The sequence below is a fragment of the Rhodococcus sp. IEGM 1302 genome (genome assembly GCF_030056935.1).
In the GTDB taxonomy this organism is placed as follows: domain Bacteria; phylum Actinomycetota; class Actinomycetes; order Mycobacteriales; family Mycobacteriaceae; genus Rhodococcus_F; species Rhodococcus_F qingshengii.
This window is the reverse complement of record NZ_JASHKY010000011.1, coordinates 1-25,266: the sequence shown is the minus strand read 5'-3', so window position 1 is coordinate 25,266 and position 25,266 is coordinate 1. Positions and strand designations below refer to the sequence as shown.

The window sequence follows — 25,266 nt, the reverse complement described above, 5'->3', positions numbered from 1 at the left end:
GACCATGAGTGGGCCATTGCTTCTCCTCGACGGTGCCAGCCTGTGGTTTCGTGCGTTCTACGCGCTGCCCGAGTCATTCGTCGATCCCGACGGAAGACCTGTCAACGCCGTGCGCGGTTTCACCGACATGGTGGCTTCCCTGATCACCAAACACCAGCCGAGTCGTCTCGCCGTGTGCCTGGACTTGGACTGGCGACCGCAGTTCCGCGTCGATGCAGTCCCGACGTACAAAGCGCATCGCGTCGAGGAAGGCTCTGACGGTGCGTCCGAAGAAGTTCCGGACACGTTGACGCCTCAGGTCGACATGATCATGGACGTGCTCGCTGCAGCGGGTATCGCGACGGCGGGTGCAGTCGGACTCGAAGCCGACGACGTACTGGGAACGCTTGCCGCCACCGAGCGCGAAGATCTCACCGTCGTCGTCAGTGGTGACCGAGACCTACTGCAGGTCGTCACCGACGAGTACGTGCCCGTCCGTGTCCTGTACGTGGGCCGTGGCCTGTCCAAGGCGGAACTCTTCGGACCGGTCGAGGTTGCGGAGAAATACGGAGTCCCCGGTGACCGTGCGGGCGAGGCTTACGCCGAACTCGCGGTACTGCGCGGAGACGCCTCCGACGGTCTACCCGGCATCAAGGGTGTCGGTGAGAAGACTGCGTCGACACTGATGCTCCGTTACGGCTCGTTGGCCGGACTTCGGGCGGCCGCAGCTGATCCTGAATCGGATATGGCCAAGGGGATTCGCGCAAAACTGACCTCACCTGAGGCAATGGCTTACCTTGATGCTGCGTTGCCGGTCGTACGAGTGGTTCGCGACGCGGACGTTCAGTTCTCGAAGGACGACCGACTCCCGGCGACCCCCGTCGATCCCGCACGCCTCGAGGAAGTGGCGGCCTCGCTGAACATCGAGCGCTCGGCCGGCCGGCTTGCCGCCGCGCTCGAGGCTGCGGCGGCAGGCCGTTCCGACCAATAGGGCGTCAGCTCGGGCGGCTGACCTCGTACGTGCCGTTGTCGTCGACAAACGTCACGGTCACGTTCGACTTCACACCCGCGATCGAAAGCGTGCAGGTGAACTTGTTGCCTGACTTGACTTCCTGGTCCGCGGGGCACTGAACGTTGCTCACGTTCTTCGCCCCGTAGGACTCGGTGACGATCTTCTCGACGCCGGCCTGAGCCGCGCTCTGATCGAGTGTGTTCTTGCCGAAGACTCCGAACACCAGGGCCACCACGACAGCGGCAAGAACGACGAGAACGCCGATCGCACCGAAGATCAGGGGCTTCTTCGACTTACCCGACTGGTTTCCGGGCGCACCGGGACTCGGGAACGGCTGAGCCTGGTTCCACTGGTTCTGCTGTCCCGGAGTCTGCCCGGGGGCCGTGGCGCCCCACGCCTGCTGCGGTGCGGCAGCCGGAGGCTGACCCCACGCCTGGGTTGCGTCAGGTGACTGCTGTTGCCCGGGCTGACCCCACGGCTGTGCGGGAGGTTGTTGCTGGGGTTGTCCCCACGGCTGTTGCTGGCCGGGTTGTCCTTGTCCAGGCTGCTGCGGCTGACCGTACGCAGGCTGACCACCCGGCTGGCCGTAGGCAGGTTGTCCCCACGGCTGTTGCTGGCCGGGCTGCTGACCGGGCTGCGGTGTTTGACCAGGCTGACCCCACGGCTGTTGCTGGCCGGGCTGCTGACCAGGCTGCTGTTGTCCGCCCGGCTGCTGAGGATTCTGCCCCCACTGCTGCTCGTTCGGCTGCTGCTGATCACCAGGACCCCATTGCCGATTCGGATCGTTCGGTCCGTAAGGCCCGCTCATGTTCGCCTCCCACTCGAAATACCAGTCTGCGAATCAAACCACATAGTTGCGGTCATGCTGCGTCGACAGCAACTACCCCGCGACGAATTGCAGCTACCGCCCGCGCCGCAGTCTTCGCGACGTCGGCGTCCGTCGAAGTCAGGCGGACCTGATCGAGGAGATCGATCACCTGACGACACCAACGTACAAAGTCACCCGCAGACAGCGCACGACCCTGCACTCCAGCCGCGATCAGTGCGTCGACAAGCGAGTTTTCGCTCGCCCAGTGATAAACGGCAGTGACGAATCCGAGATCCGGTTCCCGCGTCGGCGGCAGCTTGTGGCGAATCTCGTCCGACCGCAGTTCGCTCCACAATCGTTGAGTGTCGTTGAGGGCGTGACGAAGCGCCGCTGTCGGCACCCGATCGACGGTGTCCCCGTCCCGACGTGATTCGTAGACCACCGAGGACACGACGGCCGCCAACTCAGCCGGGCTGAGTCCTGTCCACGCCCCGGTCCGCAGGCATTCGGCGACCAGAAGGTCGCTTTCCGAGTAGATGCGGCTGAGTCGTCGTCCGGATTCGGTGACTTCGGGCGCTGCTTCGGCAGTCATGTACTCACGCTCTTTGAGTAGCGCAATGATGCGGTCGAACGTCCGCGCCAACGAGTTGGTGGTGGCCGCAGCCTTTTCCCTCATCGACTGCGTTTCCCTGGCCAGCCGGTTGTAGCGCTCACCGATCCGGCTCAGATGTTCACGATCGGGCCAGCTGTGGCACGGATGCGAGCGAATAGCACGTCGCAAAGTAGCGACCTCGGCATCTTCGGATGCGCCCGCCTTGTGGCGCTTCTTTCGCCGGGGGGCACTGATCCCGGTACTACGCAACGCCGAGGCCAGATCGCGCCGGATCCGGGCGGTGTGGTGATCGACATGCTTGGGCAGTCGCATCTTTCCCAGAACGTCGGCTGCTTCCGGGAAATCACCCGAGGAGAGTCGGCCGGCCCACTGATCGGCCGTCAGAACCAGCGGACGCGGGTCCTTCGGATCGTTGTCCGGGACGAGGACCACTGCCACCCCTGAATGACGACCGATGGGAATTGCGATCACGTCACCGCGGGCGAGTGCACGGAGGGACTCCACCGCATCTCCGCGTCGGTCTTCGCGGCCCTTACGTTCGAGCGCGCGCTCGCGCGCACTGAGCCGCTCACGCAACGACGCGTATTCGAAGTACTCACCGTCCGCACCGCCGAGTTTCTCCTGCAAACCCTTCAGTGCTTCTTCGTTCCGCTCGATGCCACGCACCAGGCCGACCACCGAGCGATCCGCTTGGAACTGCGCGAAGGAACGCTCGAGCAGCTTCCGTGAATCCGCCGCGCCCATGCGTTCGACGAGATTGATCGACATGTTGTACGAGGGGCGGAACGAACTGCGGAGCGGGAACGTCCGTGTCGACGCCAAGCCGGCGACATCCGTCGGCTCGACCCCGGGCTGCCACAGGACCACAGCGTGGCCTTCGACGTCGATGCCGCGTCGGCCGGCCCGACCCGTCAGCTGCGTGTACTCCCCCGGCGTCAGTTCGGCGTGCGATTCACCGTTGTACTTGACCAGACGTTCGAGCACCACCGTGCGTGCCGGCATGTTGATGCCGAGGGCCAGCGTCTCGGTCGCGAAGACCGCCCGCACGAGCCCCTTGACGAACAGTTCCTCGACTGTCTGGCGGAATGCCGGCAGCATGCCGGCATGGTGAGATGCCAGTCCGCGTCGTAGTGCCTTGCACCAGTCCCGATATCCGAGAACTTCGAGATCCTCTTCGGGTAGTTCCCCGGTGTGTTTCTCGATGATGGTGTCGATCTCGCGGACCTGCTCCGGCGAAGTGAGATCCAGTCTGGACCGCAGGCACTGTGCAAGAGCCGCATCACAACCGGCGCGGCTGAAGATGAAAGTGATGGCCGGGAGCAGTCCGGACTGATCGAGCTGAGCGATGACGTCAGGTCGTGGCAAGGGCCGGAAATCGTTGGAGCTCTGGTAGCTGCCGCGTCGTCCGCGGCCACGCGGCTGCCAGCTCTCGACGCGTTCGAGAGCCTGACGCTGCTTGACGTGGCGAACCAGATCCTGGTCGACGAGCACGGTCTTCGGCCCGGCAGCAGGATGACTACGACTGTCGAAGAGATCGAAGATTCGCCTACCGACCATGATGTGCTGCCACAGCGGGATCGGCCGAGTCTCGTCCACGACCACAGTGGTGTCGCCGCGGACGGTTTCCATCCAGGCACCGAATTCTTCGGCATTGCTCACGGTCGCCGACAAACTCACCAGGCGTACGTCCTCGGACAGGTGCAGGATCACTTCCTCCCACACCGCCCCGCGGAACCGGTCGGCAAGGTAATGCACTTCGTCCATGACGACGTGCGAAAGCCCGCGCAGTGCCTCGGAGTTGGCGTAGAGCATGTTCCGCAGGACTTCGGTGGTCATGACGACCACCGGTGCGTCGGAGTTGATACTCGAATCACCCGTCAGCAGACCGACTTCGCCGGGGCCGTACCGCTCGACGAGTTCGGCGTACTTCTGATTGCTCAACGCCTTGATCGGCGTCGTGTAGAAACACTTGCGGCCCGCCGCGAGAGCCAGGTGGACAGCGAACTCGCCGACCACGGTCTTGCCTGCACCGGTCGGCGCGCAGACAAGGACGCCGTGGCCCGCTTCGAGCGCAACGCATGCCTTCACCTGGAATGGATCGAGTTCGAACTTCAGGCTGGACGCGAACGTGCTCAGTTCACTCTTGTTCATAACCACCTCGTCAGGGTTTCACACGCCGCCGACGTGGTGGCACGGCGCTCAGAGAGTGTCAGTGAAATCCTGGCCGGGCGCGTTGTCGCCGGCGGTGTCGGATTTCTCCGCGACCGGAGCCTTGGACTTGGACTTACGTCCGAACAATCCACTCGATTCGGCCTTGGGTTTGGTCGGATTGTCGAAAGCCTCGTTCAGATCGGACGGAGCCGAGATGGAGGAAGCTTCCTCGTCGGACAGTGCGCCCCAGTCTTCACCGGCTCGCTTGGCCTTACGTTTGTCGTTGAGGCGAGCGATCTGGACCGCGACCTCGAAGAGAAGCGTCAGAGCCAGCGCGAGCGCCAACATCGAGAACGGATCCGACCCTGGCGTGGCAACTGCAGCGAATACGAAGAGCCCGAAGATCAATCCTCGACGCCAGGCCTTCAAACGCTCGTACGTCAGAATGCCGGCAAAGTTCAACACGACGACGAGCAGTGGGATTTCGAAGCTGACGCCGAAGATGAGCAGCAGATTGATGATGAAGCCGAAGTACTCCGAACCACTGAGCGCGGTGATCTGGACGTTGTCACCGATGGTCAGGAGGAAGTGCAAAGCCTTCGCCACGACGAGGTACGCCAGGATTGCGCCGAGAATGAAGAGAGCGGCACCTGCGGTGACGAATCCGACCGCGTAGCGACGCTCTTTGGCGTATAGGCCCGGGGTGATGAATGCCCACAATTGGTAAAGCCACACCGGGCAGGCAAGAACGATGCCGGCGGTGAGCGCCACTTTGAATCGCAGCATGAACTGCTCGAACGGCCCGGTCGCCAGCAATCGGCACGCGTCGTCGGTGCTGAGGTTGGCGCGACTCTCGGACGGAAGCTCACAGTACGGTCCGCGAAGCAGATCGCCCAGACTTTCGAGACCGAGTATCGAGTGTGAATACCAGAAGAAGCCGAACGCCGTGGTGATGATCACGCCGAGGAATGCGAACAACAAACGAGTCCGCAATTCGTACAGGTGGTCGACCAACGACATGGTGCCGTCTGGGTTGACCTTCCGCTTGCGGTTACGCGGGTCTAACGGAATACGCACTGTGCATCCTGGTCTTGGTCAGCAGACAACCGGGGTGAACGAATATTTCACCCCGGCTAGAACGCAGTGTGTACTAGAGCGGCTTGACTTCGGTCGGCTGCGCAACAGGTGCTGCTGCACCGTTTGCGACCACCGCGGTGTTGGCCGTCGGCAACTGTGCTGGAGCAGGCTGTGCGACCGGCGCGCTTGCGGGCGCCGCATCGTCGTTCTGCATTTCCTTGACTTCGCTCTTGAAGATGCGGAGGGAACGACCCAGACCGCGTGCTGCATCGGGAAGCTTCTTCGACCCGAACAGAATTACGACGACAACAGCGACAATCAGCCAATGCATCGGCTGCATTGCACCCATAACGACCTCCCATGATCAGATTCCTCGATGCTACCGGACACAACCGGCGCTCGGAGGTGCCAAAGCACTTACTTCAGCTACCTTTTACCTGTTTGTTTCCTGCGAACTCACTGAACGTGAAGTTTCCCGAAGTTTTACGAACCGATTACGTCATAGGCGTCGAGCGCCGCAACGGCTCGATCATGGACTTCGGAGACCAGTTCCGGCGGATGAAGGACCCGAACGCCCTCACCGAATCCCAACACCAGCCTTGCCATCCATTCAAGTGTTCCGAAACTCATCGTCGCCTCGACCGACCCGTCGTCGTTCACGTGCTCGACGTCCAACGGGTAGTAGTCGAGCATCCACACCCACTCTTTGGTGATGAACAACCGCGCTTCCGGAAGGGAACCGTCGCCGCTGAACAATTCGAGATTCGAATCCTCCTCGAGGGCCTGCGGCGGCGGGTCGGCGGGCTCGTCGAGTTGGACGGCGGCGTCGATCCGATCGAATCTGAACAACCGCACTCCCTCGGCTTGACGGCACCACGCCTGGAGGTAGCTGTAGTTGTCGACCAACACGATACGAACGGGGTCGACGATGCGCTCGGAGACCGCGTCGCGCGAGGCGGAGTAATACGTCAATCGCAGGGCGGTCTTGTCTGCGAGCGCGGCTCTGACCGTCGCTGCTATCGGGTCTTCGGCGATGTCCGGCGCCGGCGATGTGTCCCGGTCCTGACCGATGGCTCGTGCCGCGGCCGAGCCTGCTGCGTCCTCGATCTTCGCGATGGCACGCTGCGCCGAGGACGGATCGACCATGCCGGGCATTTCCACCAAGGACCGCAGGGCGATCAGCAACGCCGTCGCCTCCGTCGAGGTGAGGCGCAACGGGCGATCGATCCCGGCCGAGAACGTGACCTCGATACTTTCCTCGGAGAAGGACAGGTCGATGAGATCACCGGGACCGTAACCGGGCAGTCCGCACACCCACAGTTGATTGAGGTCGGTCATCAGTTGAGTGGTGCTGACACCGAGCTCCTCGGCGGCCTCGGCGGGACTGATGCCAGGATTTGCGATGAAGTACGGCACGAGGTTGAGCAGCCGTGCCAACCGCGACGACAGTCGATTGCTCATCAGTGGTCCCCCTGTCCATTGCCGGTGATCGGGCTCGCCGCGGCGGCGCGCAGCTTCGCGACGACCTCAGCACGCAAATCCGGTGGGTCCAGCACCAATGCGTCCAACCCGTGACCGGCGATCAACCGAGCGGTCCATTCCCAGGATCGAACGGGGATGGCCAGTACGCTGCCGTCGCGATCGGTCAACCGCCGTTCGGACGACGACGTCGCAAGCCGCCGAAGCTCATGGGCGCGGCCGTCTGCGACCCACACCGTAGCCGTCCCGGTCACGACGCCCGAACCGGTCACGCGATCGACGACCTCGCGAAGGTCGACACCTTCAGGTTTGTGAACCGAACCGGCCGGGCCGAACTCCCTGACGTCGTCACCGATCCGTGAGAGCCGGAAGGTCCTCACCGCATCACGGTCGACGTCGTGCCCGACCAGGTACCACTTGCCGTTGTGCGTGACGACGCCCCACGGCTCGACGGTCCGCTCGGTGAACGGTTCGTTCAATGCGCCGCGGTGCTGAAAATGAACTGCTCGGCCGGCGTCGACCGCTGCAAGAAGCTTGCCGAGCGCGGGCTCCGAACCGCGGGTGCGCGCGGGAATCGCGGTGACCGGGGCGGCACTGACTTCTGAGTCGACCTGGACGCCGGCCGCTCGGAGTTTGAGTAGTGCACTCTGGGCTGCCGAAATCAGTTCCGGCGACTCCCACAACTGCACCGCGACGGCGACTGCAGCAGATTCCTCGCTGGTGAGGTCCACGTCCGGAAGCTCGTAGGCATTGCGATTGATCCGATACCCCTCGACGGTCGAGAACCGTCCTGCCAGACCGGTTTCCAACGGGACACCCAGGTCACGAAGTTCGTTCTTGTCGCGCTCGAACATCCGACTGAACGCTTCGTAGTTCGCGGAATCGTTGTACCCGGCCACACTGTCACGGATTTTCTCCGCCGTGAGGAACTGTCTGGTGGACAGCAATGCGATCACCAGGTTCATCAACCGCTCGATTTTTGATGTCGCCACGCCGAAATCCTAGTGGCTATCCGATAACCGAACGCGCGCCGGACACTTTCGTGCCCGGCGCGTCGCCGCAAAACAGACCTGCCGTCTTGTACATCTCGAAATTGAGTGACCTACATCGAAGCGATCAAACGCTCGACACGCTCGTCGACGGAGCGGAACGGGTCCTTGCACAGCACCGTTCTCTGCGCCTGATCGTTGAGCTTGAGGTGAACCCAGTCGACTGTGAAGTCCCGGCCTGCTGCCTGGGCTGCGGTGATGAAGTCGCCCCGCAATTTGGCGCGCGTGGTCTGCGGCGGATTCTCGACGGCGTCGTCGATCGTTTCGTCCTCGGTGACCCGCTTGACCAAGCCCTTGCGCTGGAGAACGTCGAAGACGCCCCGGCCGCGTTTGATGTCGTGGTAAGCCAAGTCGAGCTGCGCGATCTTGGGATCGGACAGATCGAAACCGTGACGGTCCTGGTAGCGCTGGAACAGCTTGCGCTTGATGACCCAGTCGATCTCCGTGTCGACCTTCGCAAAATCCTGAGCTTCGACGGCGTCGAGGGTGCGACCCCACAGGTCGACTACCTGCTCCACCTGCGGGTCCGGTTCGCGGTTACGCAGATGTTCGACTGCCTTGGCGTGGTATTCGCGTTGAATATCGAGGGCACTGGCCTGACGTCCACCAGCAAGGCGAACCGGCTTTTTACCGGTCACGTCGTGACTGACCTCGCGGATGGCACGAATCGGGTTGTCCAGCGCGAAATCGCGGAACGACACCCCGGCTTCGATCATCTCGAGCACCAGTGCGGCAGAACCGACCTTGAGCATCGTCGTCGTTTCGGCCATGTTCGAATCGCCGACGATCACGTGCAGGCGGCGGTACTTCTCGGCGTCGGCATGCGGTTCGTCGCGGGTGTTGATGATCGGACGCGAGCGAGTGGTAGCCGACGAGACGCCCTCCCAGATGTGTTCCGCGCGCTGCGAGAGGCAGAACGTCGCTGCCTTCGGAGTCTGCAGTACCTTTCCGGCGCCGCAGATCAACTGGCGCGTGACGAGGAACGGCAACAAGACATCCGAAATGCGGGAGAACTCACCGGCGCGCGCGACGAGAAAGTTCTCGTGGCAGCCGTACGAGTTTCCGGCCGAGTCGGTGTTGTTCTTGAAAAGATAGATGTCGCCACCAATACCCTCCTCGGCGAGTCTCGCCTCGGCGTCGATCAGCAGTTCTTCGAGCACACGCTCACCGGCACGGTCGTGATTGACCAGCTGGATGAGGCTGTCGCACTCGGCCGTCGCGTACTCCGGGTGCGAACCCACATCCAGGTACAAGCGAGCTCCGTTACGGAGGAAGACGTTGGAGCTGCGACCCCACGACACGACACGACGGAAGAGGTAACGAGCAACCTCGTCGGGGCTCAGTCTCCTGTGCCCGTGAAAGGTGCAGGTAACGCCGAATTCCGTCTCGATACCCATGATTCGTCTCTGCACACTTCGACAGTACAACCAGAATGCGAGGTTCACCCGTGTACTTCGATCGCGTCGTAAGTCACGACTCGACAACGTCGGGCGGCAGCATAGTGTGACGGTGTGAGCCTTATTCGCCGAAAAGTTGTCCGAAGCGACGTCAAAGTCATGGAAAGCACTGGAGCACTGCGCCCTTCCGTGCTCGACCCGACCATGCGGTTTCTCTCCAGAGCCGCCGATCACGGCGTTTTGTGGATGGTTGTCGCCGCCTTGCTCGCGATGATCGGCGGGCGGCCCCGTAGGGCAGCAGCACGCGGGCTGCTCGCACTGGCCGGTTCCAGCGCGCTGGCCAACGGCATACTCAAGCCCCTCTTTCCCCGCCGACGCCCACCGGCACGCGTCTGGCTGAGCCCGAAGCGAGGCGTCGACATTCCGACGTCGTCCTCGTTCCCCTCCGGACATTCGTCTTCGGCCGCGGCATTCACCGCGGCAGTGGCCATGGAGTCCCCGGTTGCTGGAGCTGCTCTCGCACCACTGGCCGCAGCAGTGGCGTACTCACGCGTTCACAACGGAGTCCACTGGCCGTCCGACGTCTTCGCAGGCCTCGCGGTCGGCGGTGCTATCGCTGCCGGCACGCGTCGTTGGTGGGCGGTACGCGACGAAGAACCCGCCGAACTCGGACCCGAGTGCGTGGTTCCCGCGCTCCCGCGCGGAGAAGGCTTGTTGGTCTTCACCAATCCTGGTTCAGGCTCCGAGGACGACGGGATCGTGGAATCGATTCGAGAACTACTACCGGAAGCGATCGTCTACGAGTTCGACGCGGACATCGACTTCGACATGCAGATCGATGCCAAGATCCCCGAGCTCTCGCCGAAAGCGTTGGGTGTATGCGGCGGCGACGGAACAGTGGTCACGGTCGCGACCGCGGCGACAAAGCACGAGCTACCACTTGCGGTTTTTCCCGGCGGAACATTGAACCATTTCGCCCGCGACGTCGGGGCGGTGAATGTCGAGGAGACCGCACAGGCAGTCGAGTCCGGTCAGGCGGCATTCGTCGACCACGCGGTGGTGCGCACGGATTCCGGAGTGACTGCACGGTTTCTCAACACAGCCAGCCTCGGTGGATACCCGGATGCTGTGCGCCTGAGGGAAAAATGGGAACCGCGTTTCGGTAAATGGCCGGCCGCAGGAGCCGCGATGATCCGGGTTCTCGCAGCGGCTGAGCCGATGACGGTGACCATCGACGGGAAGCGGACCACAATCTGGATGCTGTTCGTCGGAAACGGGCGATACTCCCCCGCCGATCAGGTGCCGATGTCGCGTCCGGAGATGAACCGTGGACTACTCGACGTCCGCTATCTGCGCGCGGACAAGAAATTCTCGCGCTCACGTCTGCTGTTTGCGGCTGCCACAGGAACATTGGGCAGCTCGCGGGTCTACGTTCGCGAACTCGTCTCGTCGATGTCGGTTCGAGTCGCCGATTCACCGGTAGCCATCGCCACCGACGGTGAAGTGGTGGCAGACGCGCGCCGGTTCGATTTCGACACCGAACCGGGCGCGGTGGCCGTCTACCGAGTCACTCAGTAACTCCAGACCTGCAGTAACTCCCAGACCTACGGAGTATCTACGAGGGTGCGTCGCCGTTTGCCGGCGGCGCATCCTCGACTGCGGCCGGAGCTGGAAGCATCTCTTCCAAAACCGTTCCAGCGATCCGTTTGAACGCACGGCGTGGACGATTGCTGTCGAGTACGGCAACCTCGAGTGCACTCACATCGAGAGTTCGTGGTTCCGCCTCAGTGGTTCCGGCCGGTGCCGGGCCGCCCTTTTGGAGCGCCCCGACTGCAATCCGCACTGCGGATTCGAGGTCGAGGTCTCGCTGGTACGACTCGCGCATCGCCGTCACGATCGGTTCGGTCGTGCCGCCCATGACCACGAATTCCTGCTCGTCCGCGATGGATCCGTCGTACGTGATCCGGTAGAGCTGAGCCGGCGTACTGCTTCCGAAGCGACCGATCTCGGCAACACAGATCTCGACCTCGTACGGCTTGGGCTGCTCGGTGAAGATCGTTCCCAGGGTTTGTGCGTACGCATTGGCGAGCGAACGCCCGGTGACGTCCCGACGGTCGTACGAGTACCCACGCATGTCTGCGTGGACGATGCCCGCGCGGCGCAGATTCTCGAACTCGTTGTACTTGCCCACTGCCGCGAATCCGAGACGGTCGTACAGTTCGCTGACCTTGTGCAGAGCACGCGACGGATTCTCGGCGACAAAGAGCACTCCGTCGCGGTAGGTGAGAACGACGACGCTGCGCCCGCGGGCAATTCCCTTGCGCGCCAATTCCGAACGATCGCGCATGATCTGTTCGGCTGATGCGTAATACGGCATCGTCATAGCGCAGACTCCCCTTCCGGACTCACGGTCGCCGTGCGAGCCGCGACGATCTCCCTGGCGATCTCGGCAGCCCTGGTGGGCAACAACTCCACAGCGCCGGCCGAGGTGATGGTGACCGCCGTCGGATAGATCCCTCGTGTCAGATCAGGACCACCGGTAGCCGAATCGTCATCTGCCGCGTCGTACAGCGCCTCGACGGCGAACCGAAGCGCGGTGTCCTCGTCGATTCCCGGTGAATACAGCTTCTTGAGCGCCGATTTCGCGAACAGGGAGCCGGATCCGACTGCGTGATAGCCCGCGCGCTCCTCGTATCGCCCACCGACGACGTCGTAGGAGACGATGCGACCGGCGGTGGACGGATCGACCGCGTCCAGGTCGTAACCCACGAGCAGTGGCACAACCGCCAAACCTTGCATCGCTGCTCCGAGATTTCCTCGAACCATCGACGAAAGTCGATTGGCCTTGCCGTCGAACGTGAGTGGGACGCCTTCGATCTTCTCGTAATGTTCGAGCTCGACCGCGAAGAGCCGGACCAGTTCGATTGCGATCCCGGCCGTACCGGCAATACCCGCAGCCGAGTAGTCGTCCGTGACGTACACCTTCTGCACGTCACGGCTGGCGATGAGATTGCCCATCGTCGCTCGGCGATCACCCGCGAGCAGAACACCACCCGCATAGCTGATCGCGACGATGGTGGTGCCGTGCGGAGCTACGTCTCCCCCGCCCATGACAACACCTCCTGTGTCGGCGAAGCGGTTCTGCGGAAGATGCTCCGGTGCATGCACCCGAAGGTATTCCGAGAATGACGACAGATTCGAGCCGAAGCTCAACCGTGTGTCCCCGTCTGTGATCCGGGGCGCGCGATCCACCGTCACTGGCCGCCCTTCTGGACGTAGGCACGGACGAAGTCCTCGGCGTTCTCTTCCAACACGTCGTCGATCTCGTCGAGCAGGTCGTCGGTTTCTGCAGCGAGCTTCTCGCGACGTTCCTGGCCGGCACTGCCGTCGCCACCAGTGGTTTCGTCGTCTTCGCCGCCACCGGCACGCTGCGTCTGTTCTTGAGCCATCGCCGTCGACCTCCTTGTGTGAAGGGAGCTCTCGCGAGCATCCTGTTCGGCCCAGCAGAGTCGGTAACTGATCCCGCTCGGACCTTCACCCTACCGAGCGGCACCGTCAGGTGTGGAGAGACGCGACGGCGAGCCGCATCGGCTGATTTCAGTGAGTGAGCTGATCAACCAGTTCCGCGGCGCTGTCCACGGAGTCGAGCAACGCTCCGACGTGCGCTTTGGTACCTCGAAGCGGCTCGAGGGTGGGGATACGGATCAACGATTCACCGCCGAGATCGAAGATGACCGAATCCCAGCTCGCGGCCGCGATATCGGCACCGAATCGGCGTAGGCACTCGCCCCGGAAGTATGCGCGAGTGTCGGTGGGAGGGTTCGTGACCGCGTCGAGAACCTGCTGTTCGGTGACAAGCCGCTCCATGGAGCCGCGAGCAACCAGGCGGTTGTACAGGCCCTTGTCGAGTCGCACGTCGGAGTACTGCAGATCCACCAGATGCAATCGCGGCGCCGACCACGCGAGTCCCTCACGATTGCGGAACCCTTCGAGCAGACGCAGTTTGGCCGGCCAGTCGAGGATGTTCGCGCACTCCATGGGATCGCGCTCGAGGAGATCGAGAACCATCGCCCACTTGGCGACGATATCGTCCGCTCGCGGATCACGATCGGCCTCACGGTCGAGGAACTTCGAGACACGTTCGAGGTAAATGCGTTGCAGCGCAAGCCCTGTCAGTTCACGTCCGTCGGCCAGCGCAACGGTCTTGCGCAGAGTGGGGTCGTGACTGATGTGGTGGACGGCGGTGACCGGACGCGCCAGTTGCAGATCGGTGAGGTCGACACCTGCCTCGATCAGGTCGAGTACCAGCGCCGTTGTTCCCACCTTGAGGTACGTCGACATCTCCGCGAGGTTCGCGTCACCGATGATGACGTGCAGGCGGCGATACTTGTCCGCATCCGCGTGCGGTTCGTCGCGGGTGTTGATGATTCCGCGCTTGAGAGTGGTCTCGAGGCCTACTTCGACCTCGATGTAGTCGGATCGCTGCGAAAGCTGGAATCCGGCCTCGTCGCCGGACTGACCGAGACCCACACGACCGGAACCGCAGATCACCTGCCGGGACGCGAAAAACGGCGTCAAACCGGTCACGATCGAGGCGAACGGGGTCTCACGTGAGCAGAGGTAGTTCTCGTGCGTGCCGTACGAGGCACCCTTGCCGTCGACGTTGTTCTTGTACAGCTGCAGCCGTGGCGCACCCGGCACGCTGGATGCGTGCCGCGCAGCCGCTTCCATGACGCGTTCGCCGGCCTTGTCCCAGATCACGGCGTCGAGCGGGTCGGCGACCTCGGGCGCCGAATACTCCGGATGGGCGTGATCGACGTACAACCGTGCCCCGTTGGTGAGAATCATGTTCGCGGCGCCGATCTCGTCCGCGTCGATCACCGGCGCGGGACCGCTCATTCGCCCCAGATCGAAGCCTCGGGCATCTCGCAGCGGAGATTCGACCTCGTAATCCCAGCGTGTGCGCTTGGCCCGTGGCACGCCCGCTGCGGCGGCGTAGGCAAGCACCGCCTGGGTTGAAGTGAGAATCGGATTCGCCGACGGCTCACTGGGTGAAGATATTCCGTATTCGACCTCGACACCGATGATCCGCTGCATGACACAAGAGCCTATGTGATTGCGGCGCGGCACCCACAGGCGTGGCACAGTTGGAGGAATGCACCAACCTCTCACCGCAGACCTGAATCCCGCGGACGAGGTAGTCGCCGTGTACGACCGGACGGGTAATCCGATCGGCCGAGCACCACGTTCGGTCGTCTACTCGGGTGGGCTCTGGCACGCGAGTGCGGGCGTCCTGGTTCGTACCGGGGACGGCTCCCGCATCTACGTCCATCGCCGAACCGACACGAAAGCGGTGTTCGGGGGCTATCACGACTGTCTTGCCGGAGGTGTCGTCGATCCAGGTGAGACGCCGCAGGAAACTGCGATCCGTGAAGTCGGTGAAGAACTCGGAATCTTCGGAACGGCAGACCAGCCACTCCGACTGACGGAGATCGCTCGAAAATCCTGGGACGGCGAGTGGAACAACTCTCCGTTGCGCTGTCACCTGTTTGCGTTCGAACTCAGATACGACGGGCCGATGGCACATCAGCCCAGCGAGATCGCCGAAGGTTGGTGGTGGACGCCGAAAGAACTCGGCGCCCACCTGCAGGACCCGTCGTGGCCGTTCGTTCCGGACTCACGCGCGCTGCTGGCCGACTATTGCTGGAGCTGAACACCGCTGGGACTGAACACTGGTGGGACCTGTGATCAGCCCGGGGTGATCGCCGAGAGCCACGCAGCGAACGCGCTGGGGTTGCGGGTCTGCGCGAGAACGCGACCGGGTCCGGTGAAGTCGAAGACAAATCCTTCACCGGACTTCATCGACTGAATGGTGCGCCCCTGAACGGCGCGCCGCATGTTGAAATTCATGCCGAGGTCGTAGGCGACCACGTGACCGGTATCGATCGTGACTGTCTCGCCTGGCTGCAAGTCGATGACGTCGATCGCGCCGTAGACGGCCAGCACTACTTCACCGTCGCCACTTGCCCGCAGGCCGAAGCCTCCTTCACCGCCGAAGAGGTTGGACATGCCGCCCCACTTGGACTCGACCGTCACACCGTAGGAGTTGGCCAACCAGGTTCCACGGTTGAGGAAGAACGGGCGATCAGAGGTGATGGTCAGCGGGATCAGATCTCCGGGAAGCACACCAGTCACGTCGACCCAACCACCTTGCGGCGGAGCGGTATACGTCGTGACGAAAAATGATTCGCCGCTCAGCATCGACCGCTTGAGTCCCTGCAGGACGCCGCCCTGCGCCTTCGCTTCGAGAACTACGCCGGCAGAATGCGCGAGCATCGCCCCGCTCTCCACGCGCAGCGGTTCGCCGGGCGCGAGGTAGCAGCGAGCGACTGTGGACGACGGATTGTGTCGAAGATGTATCTGCACGGCGGGACTCTAAACCAGCGCGACCGACCGGTCCAATCGCAACGAAGTCAACGGCAGCGACGCAGAGATCGGGCCGACAACTCTCGCGGAGTGGCCGGCCCGATCGATGTTCGTTTCGTTACAGGTACTGGCCCGTGTTCGACTCCGTGTCGATCGCGCGGCTCGCACTGGCGTTCTTGCCCGTGACGAGAGTGCGGATGTAGACGATCCGCTCACCCTTCTTGCCCGAAATACGTGCCCAGTCATCAGGATTGGTGGTGTTGGGCAGATCCTCGTTCTCGGCGAACTCGTCGACGATGGAATCGAAGAGGTGCTGCACACGCAAGCCCGGAGCACCGGTGTCGAGCACAGACTTGATCGCGTACTTCTTGGCGCGGTCGACGATGTTCTGGATCATCGCCCCCGAGTTGAAGTCCTTGAAGAACAGAACTTCCTTGTCGCCGTTGGCGTACGTGACCTCGAGGAAACGATTCTCTTCGCTCTCCGCGTACATGCGATCGACGACGCGAACGATCATCGCCTTCAAGCATGCAGTGCGATCTCCACCGAACTCGGCGAGGTCGTCTGCATTGATCGGCAGACCGTCCACCAGGTACTTCGAGAAGATGTCCTGAGCGGATTCCGCGTCGGGGCGCTCGATCTTGATCTTCACGTCCAGTCGGCCGGGACGCAGGATGGCCGGGTCGATCATGTCCTCACGGTTGGAAGCGCCGATGACGATGACGTTCTCGAGCCCTTCCACACCGTCGATCTCGCTGAGCAGCTGCGGAACGACCGTTGTCTCCACGTCGGAGGAGACTCCCGAACCACGGGTACGGAAGATCGAGTCCATCTCGTCGAAGAAGACGATCACCGGAGTGCCCTCGGACGCCTTCTCACGAGCACGCTGGAAGATCATCCGGATGTGACGCTCGGTTTCGCCGACGAACTTGTTCAGAAGTTCCGGGCCCTTGATGTTCAGGAAGTAGGACTTGGCGTCCTTGCTGTCCTGACCGCGGGCTTCGGCGATCTTCTTGGCCAACGAGTTGGCGACGGCCTTGGCGATGAGCGTCTTGCCGCAACCAGGCGGACCGTAGAGCAGTACACCCTTCGGCGGCCTCAGTGAGTACTCGTGGAACAGATCCTTGTGGAGGAACGGGAGTTCGACGGCATCACGGATCTGTTCGATCTGACGCCCGAGACCACCGATGTCGTCGTAGTGAACGTCCGGAACTTCTTCGAGAACCAGATCTTCGACCTCGGCCTTCGGGATGCGCTCGAAGGCGTACCCGGCCTTGGTGTCGACGAGCAACGAGTCGCCCGGACGCAGTTTCCTGGTCGGAGAATCGGCGTCGTACGCGATGATGTCGGCTTCGGGGTCGGCGAAGACGGCTGCCAACGGCGCTGCGAGCCAGACGATGCGCTCTTCGTCGGCATGGCCGACCACCAGTGCGCGCAAGCCGTCGTCGAGTACCTCACGGAGCGTGCTGATCTCACCGACCTGCTCGTAGGTGCCGGCCTCGACGATGGTGAGTGCCTCGTTGAGGCGAACCGTCTGCCCGAGGGCGAGGGTGTCCGTGTCGATGTTCGGTGAGCACGTCAACCGCATCTTGCGACCCGACGTGAACACGTCGACGGTCTTGTCCTCGTGTACCGAGAGAAGGACTCCGTAACCGCTCGGCGGTTGACCGAGTCTGTCGACTTCTTCACGAAGCGCGATGAGCTGCTGACGGGCCTCTTTGAGGGTGTCCATCAACTTGCTGTTTCGGATGGACAACGAGTCCACCTTCGACTCCAGCTCACGCACCTGCTCCGGCGATTGTGCAAGTTGTCGGCGCAGTACTTGTGCTTCCACTCGTAGCGCGTGGAGTTCTTCTGCTGCCGCAACCGAATCCGGGTTCTCTGTCGAGCTCATGTGCGTCTCCTCCCAGTGCGATCCATCAACGCTACCGGCATAAGGCCCCAACTGTCGCCAGACACGGTGCGCGAGTGCGAATTCACACCTGCGCGCGGACCGTGCCGACTGGTCTCGAGCCAGATTTTGGTCATGTTAGCCTTGCCTACAAGATGGAGACAGCGCCTGTCTCTCTTTACAACGAAAGGTAACGCTGTGATCATCCGCAAGACTCTCATCAGCGCTTGTGCTGTCGCTGCCGTCCTGACCATGGGTGCATGCAGCTCGGACGACAACAAGGATTCGACGGCTGCAAGTTCTACTTCCGCCGCCGCCTCGAGCACCACGGCCAAGGCCTCGGCTTCCGCCACGACGTCAGCTGCCGCTGCCGCAGCGGCTCCGACGGCCGAGGAGCTCAACGCTTCGCTCGTCGCGCTGATCGATCCGGCCAAGCCGATCGAGGAGAAGACCGCTCTGGTGGTCGACGGAACCAAGCGTCAGGCCAACATCGAGACGATGAGTGCTGCACTGGGCGGTAACCCGGCCTACGCGATCACGTTCAACGTGGACAACGTCAAGGTCGACGGTCAGACCGCAACTGCAGACGTCGCCGTCGTCAGCCCGCACGGCGCCGCCCCGGCCACCCCGTGGACCTGGGAGCTCGAAGACGGCTCCTGGAAGCTGTCCGACACCTCGGCTTGCGTGCTCCTGGAAATGGGCCGCGCTTCCTGCACCGCATAACTTCCAGCTACGACAAGAGCGGCGATCCGGATACCGGATCGCCGCTCTTGTTGTTTTCGTGTGACTACTTGGCCGCGGTGTTCGAGCCCTTGCCCGCACGCCGCTGCGGCTTCGGGGTGACGGTTCCTTCGGCGAGACGACGAGCGCTCACGAGGAACGCGGTGTGGCCTTGCATCCGATGTTCGGGGCGCACCGCCAAACCGACGACGTGCCAACCGCGCACGATCGATTCCCACGAGCGGGGCTCGGTCCAGCATTCCTGCTCCCGCATCGCCTCGACGACCTTCGAGAGCTGAGTAACGGTCGCAACGTAGACGATCAACACGCCGCCCGGCACGAGTGCCTTCGAGACGGCGGGCAGGACGTCCCACGGGGCCAGCATGTCGAGGACGACGCGATCGACCTTGCCTCCGTGCGCTTCCGGATCGAACTCGGCGAGATCGGCGATGGTCAGTTCCCAGTTCGGCGGACGTTCCCCGAAGAAGGTCTCGACGTTGCGAACCGCATGTTCGGCATGATCGTCGCGGACCTCGTAGGAGATGACCTTGCCCTCGGGTCCGACGGCACGCAGCAGCGAACATGTCAGTGCGCCGGAGCCGGCTCCGGCCTCGAGCACGCGCGCTCCGGGGAACACGTCGCCTTCGTGGACGATCTGAGCTGCGTCCTTCGGGTAGATGACCTGGGCACCGCGCGGCATGGACAGCACGTAGTCCACCAGCAGGGGGCGCAGTGCGAGATAGGGCGTGCCGTTGACCGACTTGACGACGCTGCCCTCGTCGGCACCGATCAGATCGTTGTGAACGATTCCGCCCTTGTGGGTGTGGTATTCGCGGTTCGCCTCGAGAACGATCGTGTAGTGGCGTCCCTTGCCGTCGGTCAGCTGTACTCGGTCGCCGACGCGGAACGGACCTGACGGCCGCTTGCCCGGCGCAGTGAGATCAGCTTCTGGAAGCTCTTGTTCGGGAATCTCGGCGACAGCGGACTGCACAACCTCATCCACTTCGGTCGTGCCTTCTTCTGGTTGCAGCTCGTTCGCCATGCGCAGATGATCCCTGTTCGCTTGTTTCCGGTGTCCTCGCCACCGGCTCCGACGGAGTTGTCGGACCAACCGCATAGCCTGCCAGGTGTGAGCTCTGTCGAATTGCCAACCCCCACTCCAACGGGTGCAACATCACACGAGCGCCCGCGTAGTCGGCCGGCGCTCTCTCCGTCTCGGGCGGGTGACTACAAACAATGCCCCCTGCTCTATCGCTTCCGAGCAGTCGACAGAATTCCGGAAACGCCAACCAGAGCCCAGGTCAGAGGCACCGTCGTACACGCGGCACTGGAAGCACTGTTTGCACTCCCGACCGGTCACCGGGTTCCCGATCGCGCAGCCGAACTCGTCCGTCCCGCGTGGGAACGTGTCAGTGCCGAGTCTCCCGAGGCCGCTGACCTTGTTCCGGAGGGCGAGCTGGATTCGTTCCTCGACGAAGTCGGCAAGCTCGTCGCGACGTACTACACGCTCGAAGATCCCACTCGATTCGATGCCGAGGCGTGCGAGGTCTACGTCGAGACCGAATTGGAGAACGGCGTTCGACTCCGCGGCTTCGTCGACCGGATAGACGTTGCACCGACGGGTGAGGTGCGGGTGGTCGACTACAAGACCGGAAAAGCGCCTCGCGAGTTCACCGAATCCAAGGCGCTCTTCCAGATGAAGTTCTACGCGCTCGTACTGCTGCGCACTCGCGGAATCGTTCCCGCACAACTGCGCCTGATCTATCTGGCCTCCGGCTCGATTCTCACGTACGCCCCGGATCACGACGAGCTCATCCGATTCGAGCGAACCCTCTCCGCCATCTGGAAAGCGATCCTCGCGGCAGGTGCGACCGGAGACTTCAGACCCAAGCCTGGCAAACTGTGCGACTGGTGCGATCACAAGTCACTGTGCCCCTCGTTCGGCGGAACACCTCCGCCGTATCCAGGTTGGCCGGACCTACTGAGCACCGAACCTGTTGCCGCAAAGGAGAATTCATAACATGACGGACAGTTCGTACTACCGCTACCTCGGAACGACGGAGGAAGGGCACGAGCGGTTCGCGAGCACGCAGGCAACTGTCAGCATCTGGGGCCCGACACTGCAGCACGGCGCTCCCCCGTCGGCGCTGTTGGTACGAGCCCTCGAGCGGTGCGGTGCGCGCGACGAAACCCGTCTGACGCGCGTCGTCGTCGAGATTCTCGGACCGATTCCGATTGCCGACCTCGAAGTCCGGTCCTGGATCGAACGACCCGGTCGCCGAATCGAATTGATCGTCGCCGAACTGTGGGCAACCACCGCCGACGGATCTGCACGCGCGGTTGCGCGCGGTACGGCGTGGCGGATGGAGACGGTGGATACCGGCGACGTCGTCCACGTAGTCGATCCCCCGCTCGAACCCCGCGACAGCGGCACCCCGGGCGTTCTCGAGGGTCTGTGGAGCGTCGGCTATCTCAAGACCCTCGACTGGTCCTGGATTGCTCCGATCGGGTGCGTGGGAACCGGGAAGGTATGGGCGCGCCCCAAGCCAGAGCTGGTCGAGGGTGAGAAGATGTCTGCTCTCGAGCGTTTGTTCGCGGTGGCCGACATCTCAAACGGGGTCGGCGCCAAGCTCGACCCGGAGCACTGGACGTTCCTCAACACAGATCTCACGGTGCATATCTTCCGTGTGCCCGAGGGAGAGTGGGTCGGTGTCGCCGCCGAAACCACAACGGGTCCGGACGGCGTCGGCATGTGTGCGGGCGTGCTCTACGACGAGCAGGGTGCCGTGGGCCGTATCGCCCAGACTTTGCAGATTCGCGCCCGTTCCTGATTTCCAGGAACGGGCGCGAATGCGCGTAAATCTATTCAGGCAGTGATCAGAAAGCGCGTACCGAGCGGATGTTCGACGCGAGGATGGCCTTGGCACCGAGTTCGGCCAAGGCATCCATCACCTGGTTGTGTCCCTTGATCGGGACCATCGCGCGAACCGCGACCCAGTCGGGATCGGCCAACGGCGAGAGCGTTGGCGACTCCATACCGGGTGTCATCTTGATGGCGTCGTCGAGGATGGTGCGCGGGCAGTCGTAGTCGATCATCAGATTCTGCTGCGCGAAGACAATTCCGCGAACGCGTTCGATGAGCTGGTTGCGGGCGGGATCGTCCTGCGGAGCGCCGGTGCGCTCGATCAGGACACCTTCGGAATCGCAGAGCGATTCACCGAAAGCCACGAGGTTGTGTTGGCGGAGAGTACGACCCGATCCGACCACGTCGGCGATCGCGTCGGCGACGCCGAGCTGAATCGAGATTTCCACTGCTCCGTCGAGACGGATGACGGTGGCGTCGAGTCCGCGATCTGTGAGGTCCTTACGGACCAGGTTCGGGTACGACGTTGCAATGCGCAGGCCGGACAGATCCTCGACGGCCCAGTCCTTGCCGGCCGGTGCTGCGTAACGGAACGACGAACGGCCGAAGCCCAGTGACAGACGCTCGGATACGGGAGCACCCGAGTCGCCGGCGAGATCACGACCGGTGATGCCGAGATCCAGCTCACCGGAGCCGACGTAGATCGCAATGTCCTTGGGGCGCAAGAAGAAGAACTCGACCTGATTGGCCGGATCGAGGACTGTCAGATCACGGGAATCGGTGCGTCGACGGTAACCGGCCTCGCTGAGAATCTCGGCGGCGGACTCGGACAGTGAGCCTTTGTTGGGAACTGCTACGCGCAGCATGGTGGATGTCCTTTCGGAAGGTGTGGGTGACGTGAGACGACATGAATCGGAAGCCCTGGACGAGCGAGACGGAGTACATCTCGCTGGTCAGCTCCGATCACAGATGTCGGTACACGTCCTCGAGGGTCAGTCCGCGACCGACCATCAACACCTGCGTCCAGTACAGCAGCTGGGAAATTTCCTCGGCTAGCTGCTCATCGCTCTGGTATTCCGCAGCGATCCACACTTCACCGGCTTCCTCGATGACCTTTTTGCCCTGAGCATGCACACCGGCGTCGAGGGCGGCGACAGTGCCGGACCCCTCGGGGCGAGTAGCAGCGCGCTCGGTCAATTCGGCGAACAAGGATTCGAAGGTCTTCACGGGTAGCCATTCTTTCACGAGGACGGAAGCGGTTTTCACACGCCCACGAACAGCGGTGTTCACAGGCCTGCGTCGAGGCTGCGCGAACTCACGAACCTGCGGGTCTGCCCGGTGATCGGATCCGGGTACTCCAACGCTCGCGCCAACAATCGCAACGGAGTCGAGAAGTCACCGGGCACTGCGGGCAGATACTCCGGATAGTAGTTGTCACCGACGATCGGGACGCCCAGCGAGTTGAGGTGCAGCCGAAGCTGATGGGTCCGGCCGGTCCGTGGGAGCAACCTGTATCGCCCGAGCGTCCGGCCGGCCGAGTCGGTGATCACCTCGATCAGTTCGATCGAGGTCTCACTGTTCGGCTCGCCCGCGATTTCGGTAGCCGTCATCTCGCCGTGAACTTTGTTGATGCGGCTGCGCACCGTGCGAGGGAAAGTCAGTTCCGGATCGAAGCCCGCAATCGCCTCGTACTCCTTGACGATCCGCTGCTCGGCAAAAAGTTCCTGGTACGGCCGTCGTAGGTCCGGTGTCACGGTGAACACGATGACACCCGCCGTCATCCGGTCGAGGCGGTGAACTGGCGCAAGATCCGGAAGGTCCAGGTCACGACGCAGGCGCACGACTGCGCTTTCGACGATGTGCGCTCCCCGTGGAATGGTCGCCAGGAAGTGCGGTTTGTCGATCACGAGAATCGAGTCGTCGCGGTACAAGATCTCGATCTCGTGCGGAACCGGAATCTCGGGGGCCGGCTCGCGGTAGAAGTACACGAACCGGGTCGGCTGATAGGGCGTTCGGCTCGTGATCTTCCGCCCGTGCTCGTCGACGACGTCCCCGGCGCTGACGAGGTCCGCCCACAGGTCCCGCTCCCCGGGATGCTCGCCGACCAGGTGCTCGAGGACGGTCCGCGCCGACGACTCCGCCGGCATCCGCAGCCGGTCAGGTCCGAGACCGTTTCGGATCGGCAACGGAGCCTTGGGCACAGCTCAGTCCTGCTCGAGGTCTGGTGAACAACTCTCGCAGAGCAATTCGAGGGTTCGGCCGTCGCCGTCGATCCGGTTGCGGTACCGCGGGGTCGGAGTACCACAATCGACACACACGCCGAGAGTCTTGGCTTCGGATGAGAACTCGATGTTCATCCGCTTGTCGAACACGTACAGGGAACCGTCCCAGAGGCCGCGGTCGCCGAAAGTCTCGCCGTAACGGACGATTCCGCCGTCCAACTGATAGACCTCGTCGAAGCCACGTGAGCGCATCAGCGAAGACAACACCTCACAGCGCACTCCGCCAGTGCAGTACGTGACCACGGCTTTGCCCTTGAGATGGTCGTATTTGCCACTGTCGAGTTCGTTGACGAAATCCCGAGTGGTGGCGACGTCCGGAACTATCGCATCTCGGAAACGGCCGATCTCGGCTTCGAAGGCATTGCGCCCGTCGAAGAACACGACGTCGTCACCGCGAGTGTCGACGAGTTCGTGTAGTTCCTTGGGCACCAGGTGAACTCCTCCGCCGACCACACCGTTCTCGTCGACTTTCAGCTCGTCGGGGGCACCGAACGTCACGATCTCCGAGCGTGCCTTGACACTCAGACGAGGGAAATCGTCCCCGAGGCCGTCCGACCACTTGATGTCAGCGGTACGGAAGGGTTCGTAACCACGCGTACCACGGACATATCGCTTGACATCCTCGATGTCTCCGCCGACCGTCGCGTTGATCCCGTGCGGCGAGACGATGATCCGGCCCGTCAGGTTGTTGGACTCGGCCAGGCTGTGCTGCCACAGCTTGATCGCTTCCGGGTCCGCCAACGGCGTGAACTGGTAGAAGAGAACAATTTTCGGAATAGCCACAGCAAATCCAGCCTAACGTGCCGCGCTCGAGTGAACGTCGTGAAGATCGTGAATGGACAAGTCCACCAGAGACTCTCGAAACACGCGTCCAGGGCCGGCCGGGACGTCGACCTCACACGGAACGACGAGCACCGCGCAACCCGCAGCGCTGGCCGACGCCGTGCCGGTCGGCGAGTCCTCGATCGCGAGGCACTGCGCAGGCTCGAGTCCGAGCAGATGCGCGCCGCGCAGGTACGGATCCGCTGCCGGTTTCCCGTTGGGGACCTCGTCGCCACACACCGAATGGTCGAAGAACTCACGGCCGAGCATGCCGAGTGCCCGATCTACCAGAACTCGCTCGGTGTTGGTGACCAGTGCCGAACGCAAACCACCGTCACGCACGGTCGACAGTGCGTCGCGAGCACCCGGCCGCCAGGTCACGCCGTCCTCGAACAGATCGCCGACGCGGGTGTACATCCAGTCCTTCGCCTCGGCGATGGCATCGGGATGCTTCTCCAGGCCGAGCGCGTCGAACACCGTCGCAAGGGCGAAGGGACTCGACGCACCGATGACGGCAACGCGTGTCGCTTCCGTCATCGGTCCGCCCAGGCGTAGGGACAGCTCACGAAGCGCGATGTCCCACAGCTTCTCCGAATCGAGCAGGGTGCCGTCCATGTCCCACAGGACACCACCGAGCGTTGATTCGGATACTTCGGTCAACAACTCAGACATTGAAATACTTTGCTTCCGGGTGGTG

General features: G+C 62.8%; 25 protein-coding genes. 6 read left to right on the top strand and 19 right to left on the bottom strand.

Annotated features, from left to right (window positions below; all coding sequences use genetic code 11):
- The first annotated feature begins 4 nt into the window (after nucleotides 1-4).
- Nucleotides 5-970, top strand: coding sequence for a 5'-3' exonuclease (locus QM609_RS16935; protein ID WP_003944862.1), 966 nt, complete (start codon nucleotides 5-7; stop codon nucleotides 968-970).
- A gap of 4 nt (nucleotides 971-974) precedes the next feature.
- On the opposite strand, the gene QM609_RS16930 is transcribed toward QM609_RS16935, so the two are convergent.
- The 7 genes from QM609_RS16930 to pafA all read right to left on the bottom strand — a co-directional run bounded on the left by QM609_RS16930 (nucleotide 975) and on the right by pafA (nucleotide 9,580).
- On the bottom strand, nucleotides 975-1,799 hold the full coding sequence (locus QM609_RS16930; protein ID WP_003944884.1) for a DUF4333 domain-containing protein: 825 nt from the start codon (nucleotides 1,797-1,799) through the stop codon (nucleotides 975-977).
- A gap of 52 nt (nucleotides 1,800-1,851) precedes the next feature.
- Entirely contained in the window at nucleotides 1,852-4,563 is a 2,712-nt protein-coding gene (locus QM609_RS16925) for a DEAD/DEAH box helicase (RefSeq protein ID WP_003944907.1), read from the bottom strand.
- Nucleotides 4,564-4,611: 48 nt separating this feature from the next.
- Nucleotides 4,612-5,640, bottom strand: coding sequence for a twin-arginine translocase subunit TatC (tatC, locus tag QM609_RS16920; protein WP_003945030.1), 1,029 nt, complete (start codon nucleotides 5,638-5,640; stop codon nucleotides 4,612-4,614).
- A 73-nt stretch (nucleotides 5,641-5,713) separates the two neighbouring features.
- Nucleotides 5,714-5,989 carry a Sec-independent protein translocase subunit TatA gene (gene tatA, locus QM609_RS16915; RefSeq protein WP_003944836.1) on the bottom strand — a complete coding sequence of 92 codons (276 nt, stop codon included), beginning with the start codon at nucleotides 5,987-5,989 and terminating at the stop codon, nucleotides 5,714-5,716.
- 134 nt (nucleotides 5,990-6,123) lie between these two features.
- The gene (locus tag QM609_RS16910; protein ID WP_030536343.1) at nucleotides 6,124-7,101 is read right to left on the bottom strand and encodes a helix-turn-helix transcriptional regulator; all 978 of its coding nucleotides are present in this window, start codon (nucleotides 7,099-7,101) and stop codon (nucleotides 6,124-6,126) included.
- Nucleotides 7,101-8,111 carry a helix-turn-helix transcriptional regulator gene (locus tag QM609_RS16905; RefSeq protein WP_003944939.1) on the bottom strand — a complete coding sequence of 337 codons (1,011 nt, stop codon included), beginning with the start codon at nucleotides 8,109-8,111 and terminating at the stop codon, nucleotides 7,101-7,103. The genes QM609_RS16910 and QM609_RS16905 overlap by 1 nt, the downstream gene beginning before the upstream one ends.
- Before the next feature lie 110 nt (nucleotides 8,112-8,221).
- On the bottom strand, nucleotides 8,222-9,580 hold the full coding sequence (gene pafA / locus QM609_RS16900; protein WP_007729869.1) for a Pup--protein ligase: 1,359 nt from the start codon (nucleotides 9,578-9,580) through the stop codon (nucleotides 8,222-8,224).
- A 144-nt stretch (nucleotides 9,581-9,724) separates the two neighbouring features.
- Here pafA and QM609_RS16895 point away from each other — a divergent pair, with 144 nt between their 5' ends.
- Entirely contained in the window at nucleotides 9,725-11,143 is a 1,419-nt protein-coding gene (locus QM609_RS16895) for a bifunctional phosphatase PAP2/diacylglycerol kinase family protein (protein ID WP_007729871.1), read from the top strand.
- Nucleotides 11,144-11,180: 37 nt separating this feature from the next.
- Here QM609_RS16895 and prcA read toward each other — a convergent pair whose 3' ends face one another.
- The 4 genes from prcA to dop all read right to left on the bottom strand — a co-directional run bounded on the left by prcA (nucleotide 11,181) and on the right by dop (nucleotide 14,662).
- Nucleotides 11,181-11,948 (bottom strand): proteasome subunit alpha, encoded by a 768-nt coding sequence (gene prcA / locus QM609_RS16890; protein WP_003945006.1) that lies wholly within the window; start codon nucleotides 11,946-11,948, stop codon nucleotides 11,181-11,183.
- Complete coding sequence (gene prcB, locus QM609_RS16885) at nucleotides 11,945-12,823, bottom strand: proteasome subunit beta (protein ID WP_037131810.1); 879 nt, start codon at nucleotides 12,821-12,823, stop codon at nucleotides 11,945-11,947. Before prcB ends, prcA begins: the two co-directional genes overlap by 4 nt.
- Nucleotides 12,820-13,014 carry a ubiquitin-like protein Pup gene (locus QM609_RS16880; RefSeq protein ID WP_003944925.1) on the bottom strand — a complete coding sequence of 65 codons (195 nt, stop codon included), beginning with the start codon at nucleotides 13,012-13,014 and terminating at the stop codon, nucleotides 12,820-12,822. Before QM609_RS16880 ends, prcB begins: the two co-directional genes overlap by 4 nt.
- 148 nt (nucleotides 13,015-13,162) lie before the next feature.
- A complete protein-coding gene (dop, locus tag QM609_RS16875) occupies nucleotides 13,163-14,662 on the bottom strand; it encodes a depupylase/deamidase Dop (protein WP_042450979.1) in 1,500 nt (499 codons plus the stop codon).
- A 58-nt stretch (nucleotides 14,663-14,720) separates the two neighbouring features.
- Here dop and QM609_RS16870 point away from each other — a divergent pair, with 58 nt between their 5' ends.
- On the top strand, nucleotides 14,721-15,278 hold the full coding sequence (locus tag QM609_RS16870) for an NUDIX hydrolase (RefSeq protein WP_007729886.1): 558 nt from the start codon (nucleotides 14,721-14,723) through the stop codon (nucleotides 15,276-15,278).
- A gap of 35 nt (nucleotides 15,279-15,313) precedes the next feature.
- Here QM609_RS16870 and QM609_RS16865 read toward each other — a convergent pair whose 3' ends face one another.
- Together QM609_RS16865 and arc are read right to left on the bottom strand one after the other, a co-directional pair.
- Nucleotides 15,314-15,991, bottom strand: a complete 678-nt coding sequence (locus QM609_RS16865) for a TIGR00266 family protein (RefSeq protein ID WP_003944961.1) — start codon at nucleotides 15,989-15,991, stop codon at nucleotides 15,314-15,316.
- A 118-nt stretch (nucleotides 15,992-16,109) separates the two neighbouring features.
- On the bottom strand, nucleotides 16,110-17,885 hold the full coding sequence (gene arc / locus QM609_RS16860; RefSeq protein ID WP_003944870.1) for a proteasome ATPase: 1,776 nt from the start codon (nucleotides 17,883-17,885) through the stop codon (nucleotides 16,110-16,112).
- Nucleotides 17,886-18,080: 195 nt separating this feature from the next.
- On the opposite strand from arc, the gene QM609_RS16855 reads away from it, so the two are divergent.
- Nucleotides 18,081-18,605: a WKL family lipoprotein gene (locus tag QM609_RS16855; protein WP_003944789.1), complete on the top strand. Its 525-nt coding sequence runs from the start codon at nucleotides 18,081-18,083 to the stop codon at nucleotides 18,603-18,605.
- Between the two features lie 64 nt (nucleotides 18,606-18,669).
- On the opposite strand, the gene QM609_RS16850 is transcribed toward QM609_RS16855, so the two are convergent.
- A complete protein-coding gene (locus QM609_RS16850) occupies nucleotides 18,670-19,593 on the bottom strand; it encodes a tRNA (adenine-N1)-methyltransferase (RefSeq protein WP_007729892.1) in 924 nt (307 codons plus the stop codon).
- Between the two features lie 138 nt (nucleotides 19,594-19,731).
- Between QM609_RS16850 and QM609_RS16845 the strand changes: the two genes are divergently transcribed.
- Both QM609_RS16845 and QM609_RS16840 read left to right on the top strand, forming a co-directional pair.
- Nucleotides 19,732-20,622 carry a RecB family exonuclease gene (locus tag QM609_RS16845; RefSeq protein WP_370852750.1) on the top strand — a complete coding sequence of 297 codons (891 nt, stop codon included), beginning with the start codon at nucleotides 19,732-19,734 and terminating at the stop codon, nucleotides 20,620-20,622.
- A 1-nt stretch (nucleotide 20,623) separates the two neighbouring features.
- On the top strand, nucleotides 20,624-21,433 hold the full coding sequence (locus QM609_RS16840; protein WP_003944950.1) for a thioesterase family protein: 810 nt from the start codon (nucleotides 20,624-20,626) through the stop codon (nucleotides 21,431-21,433).
- 46 nt (nucleotides 21,434-21,479) lie between these two features.
- Here QM609_RS16840 and hisG read toward each other — a convergent pair whose 3' ends face one another.
- The 5 genes from hisG to QM609_RS16815 form a co-directional block, all read right to left on the bottom strand.
- Nucleotides 21,480-22,331, bottom strand: coding sequence for an ATP phosphoribosyltransferase (gene hisG, locus QM609_RS16835; RefSeq protein WP_003944905.1), 852 nt, complete (start codon nucleotides 22,329-22,331; stop codon nucleotides 21,480-21,482).
- Between the two features lie 97 nt (nucleotides 22,332-22,428).
- Nucleotides 22,429-22,692 carry a phosphoribosyl-ATP diphosphatase gene (locus tag QM609_RS16830; RefSeq protein WP_003944933.1) on the bottom strand — a complete coding sequence of 88 codons (264 nt, stop codon included), beginning with the start codon at nucleotides 22,690-22,692 and terminating at the stop codon, nucleotides 22,429-22,431.
- A gap of 59 nt (nucleotides 22,693-22,751) precedes the next feature.
- Nucleotides 22,752-23,612 carry a pseudouridine synthase gene (locus QM609_RS16825; RefSeq protein WP_047270562.1) on the bottom strand — a complete coding sequence of 287 codons (861 nt, stop codon included), beginning with the start codon at nucleotides 23,610-23,612 and terminating at the stop codon, nucleotides 22,752-22,754.
- 57 nt (nucleotides 23,613-23,669) lie between these two features.
- Nucleotides 23,670-24,530, bottom strand: coding sequence for an oxygen-dependent tRNA uridine(34) hydroxylase TrhO (trhO, locus tag QM609_RS16820; protein WP_030536336.1), 861 nt, complete (start codon nucleotides 24,528-24,530; stop codon nucleotides 23,670-23,672).
- Between the two features lie 12 nt (nucleotides 24,531-24,542).
- Complete coding sequence (locus tag QM609_RS16815; RefSeq protein ID WP_042450985.1) at nucleotides 24,543-25,241, bottom strand: HAD family hydrolase; 699 nt, start codon at nucleotides 25,239-25,241, stop codon at nucleotides 24,543-24,545.
- Nucleotides 25,242-25,266 lie beyond the last annotated feature (25 nt).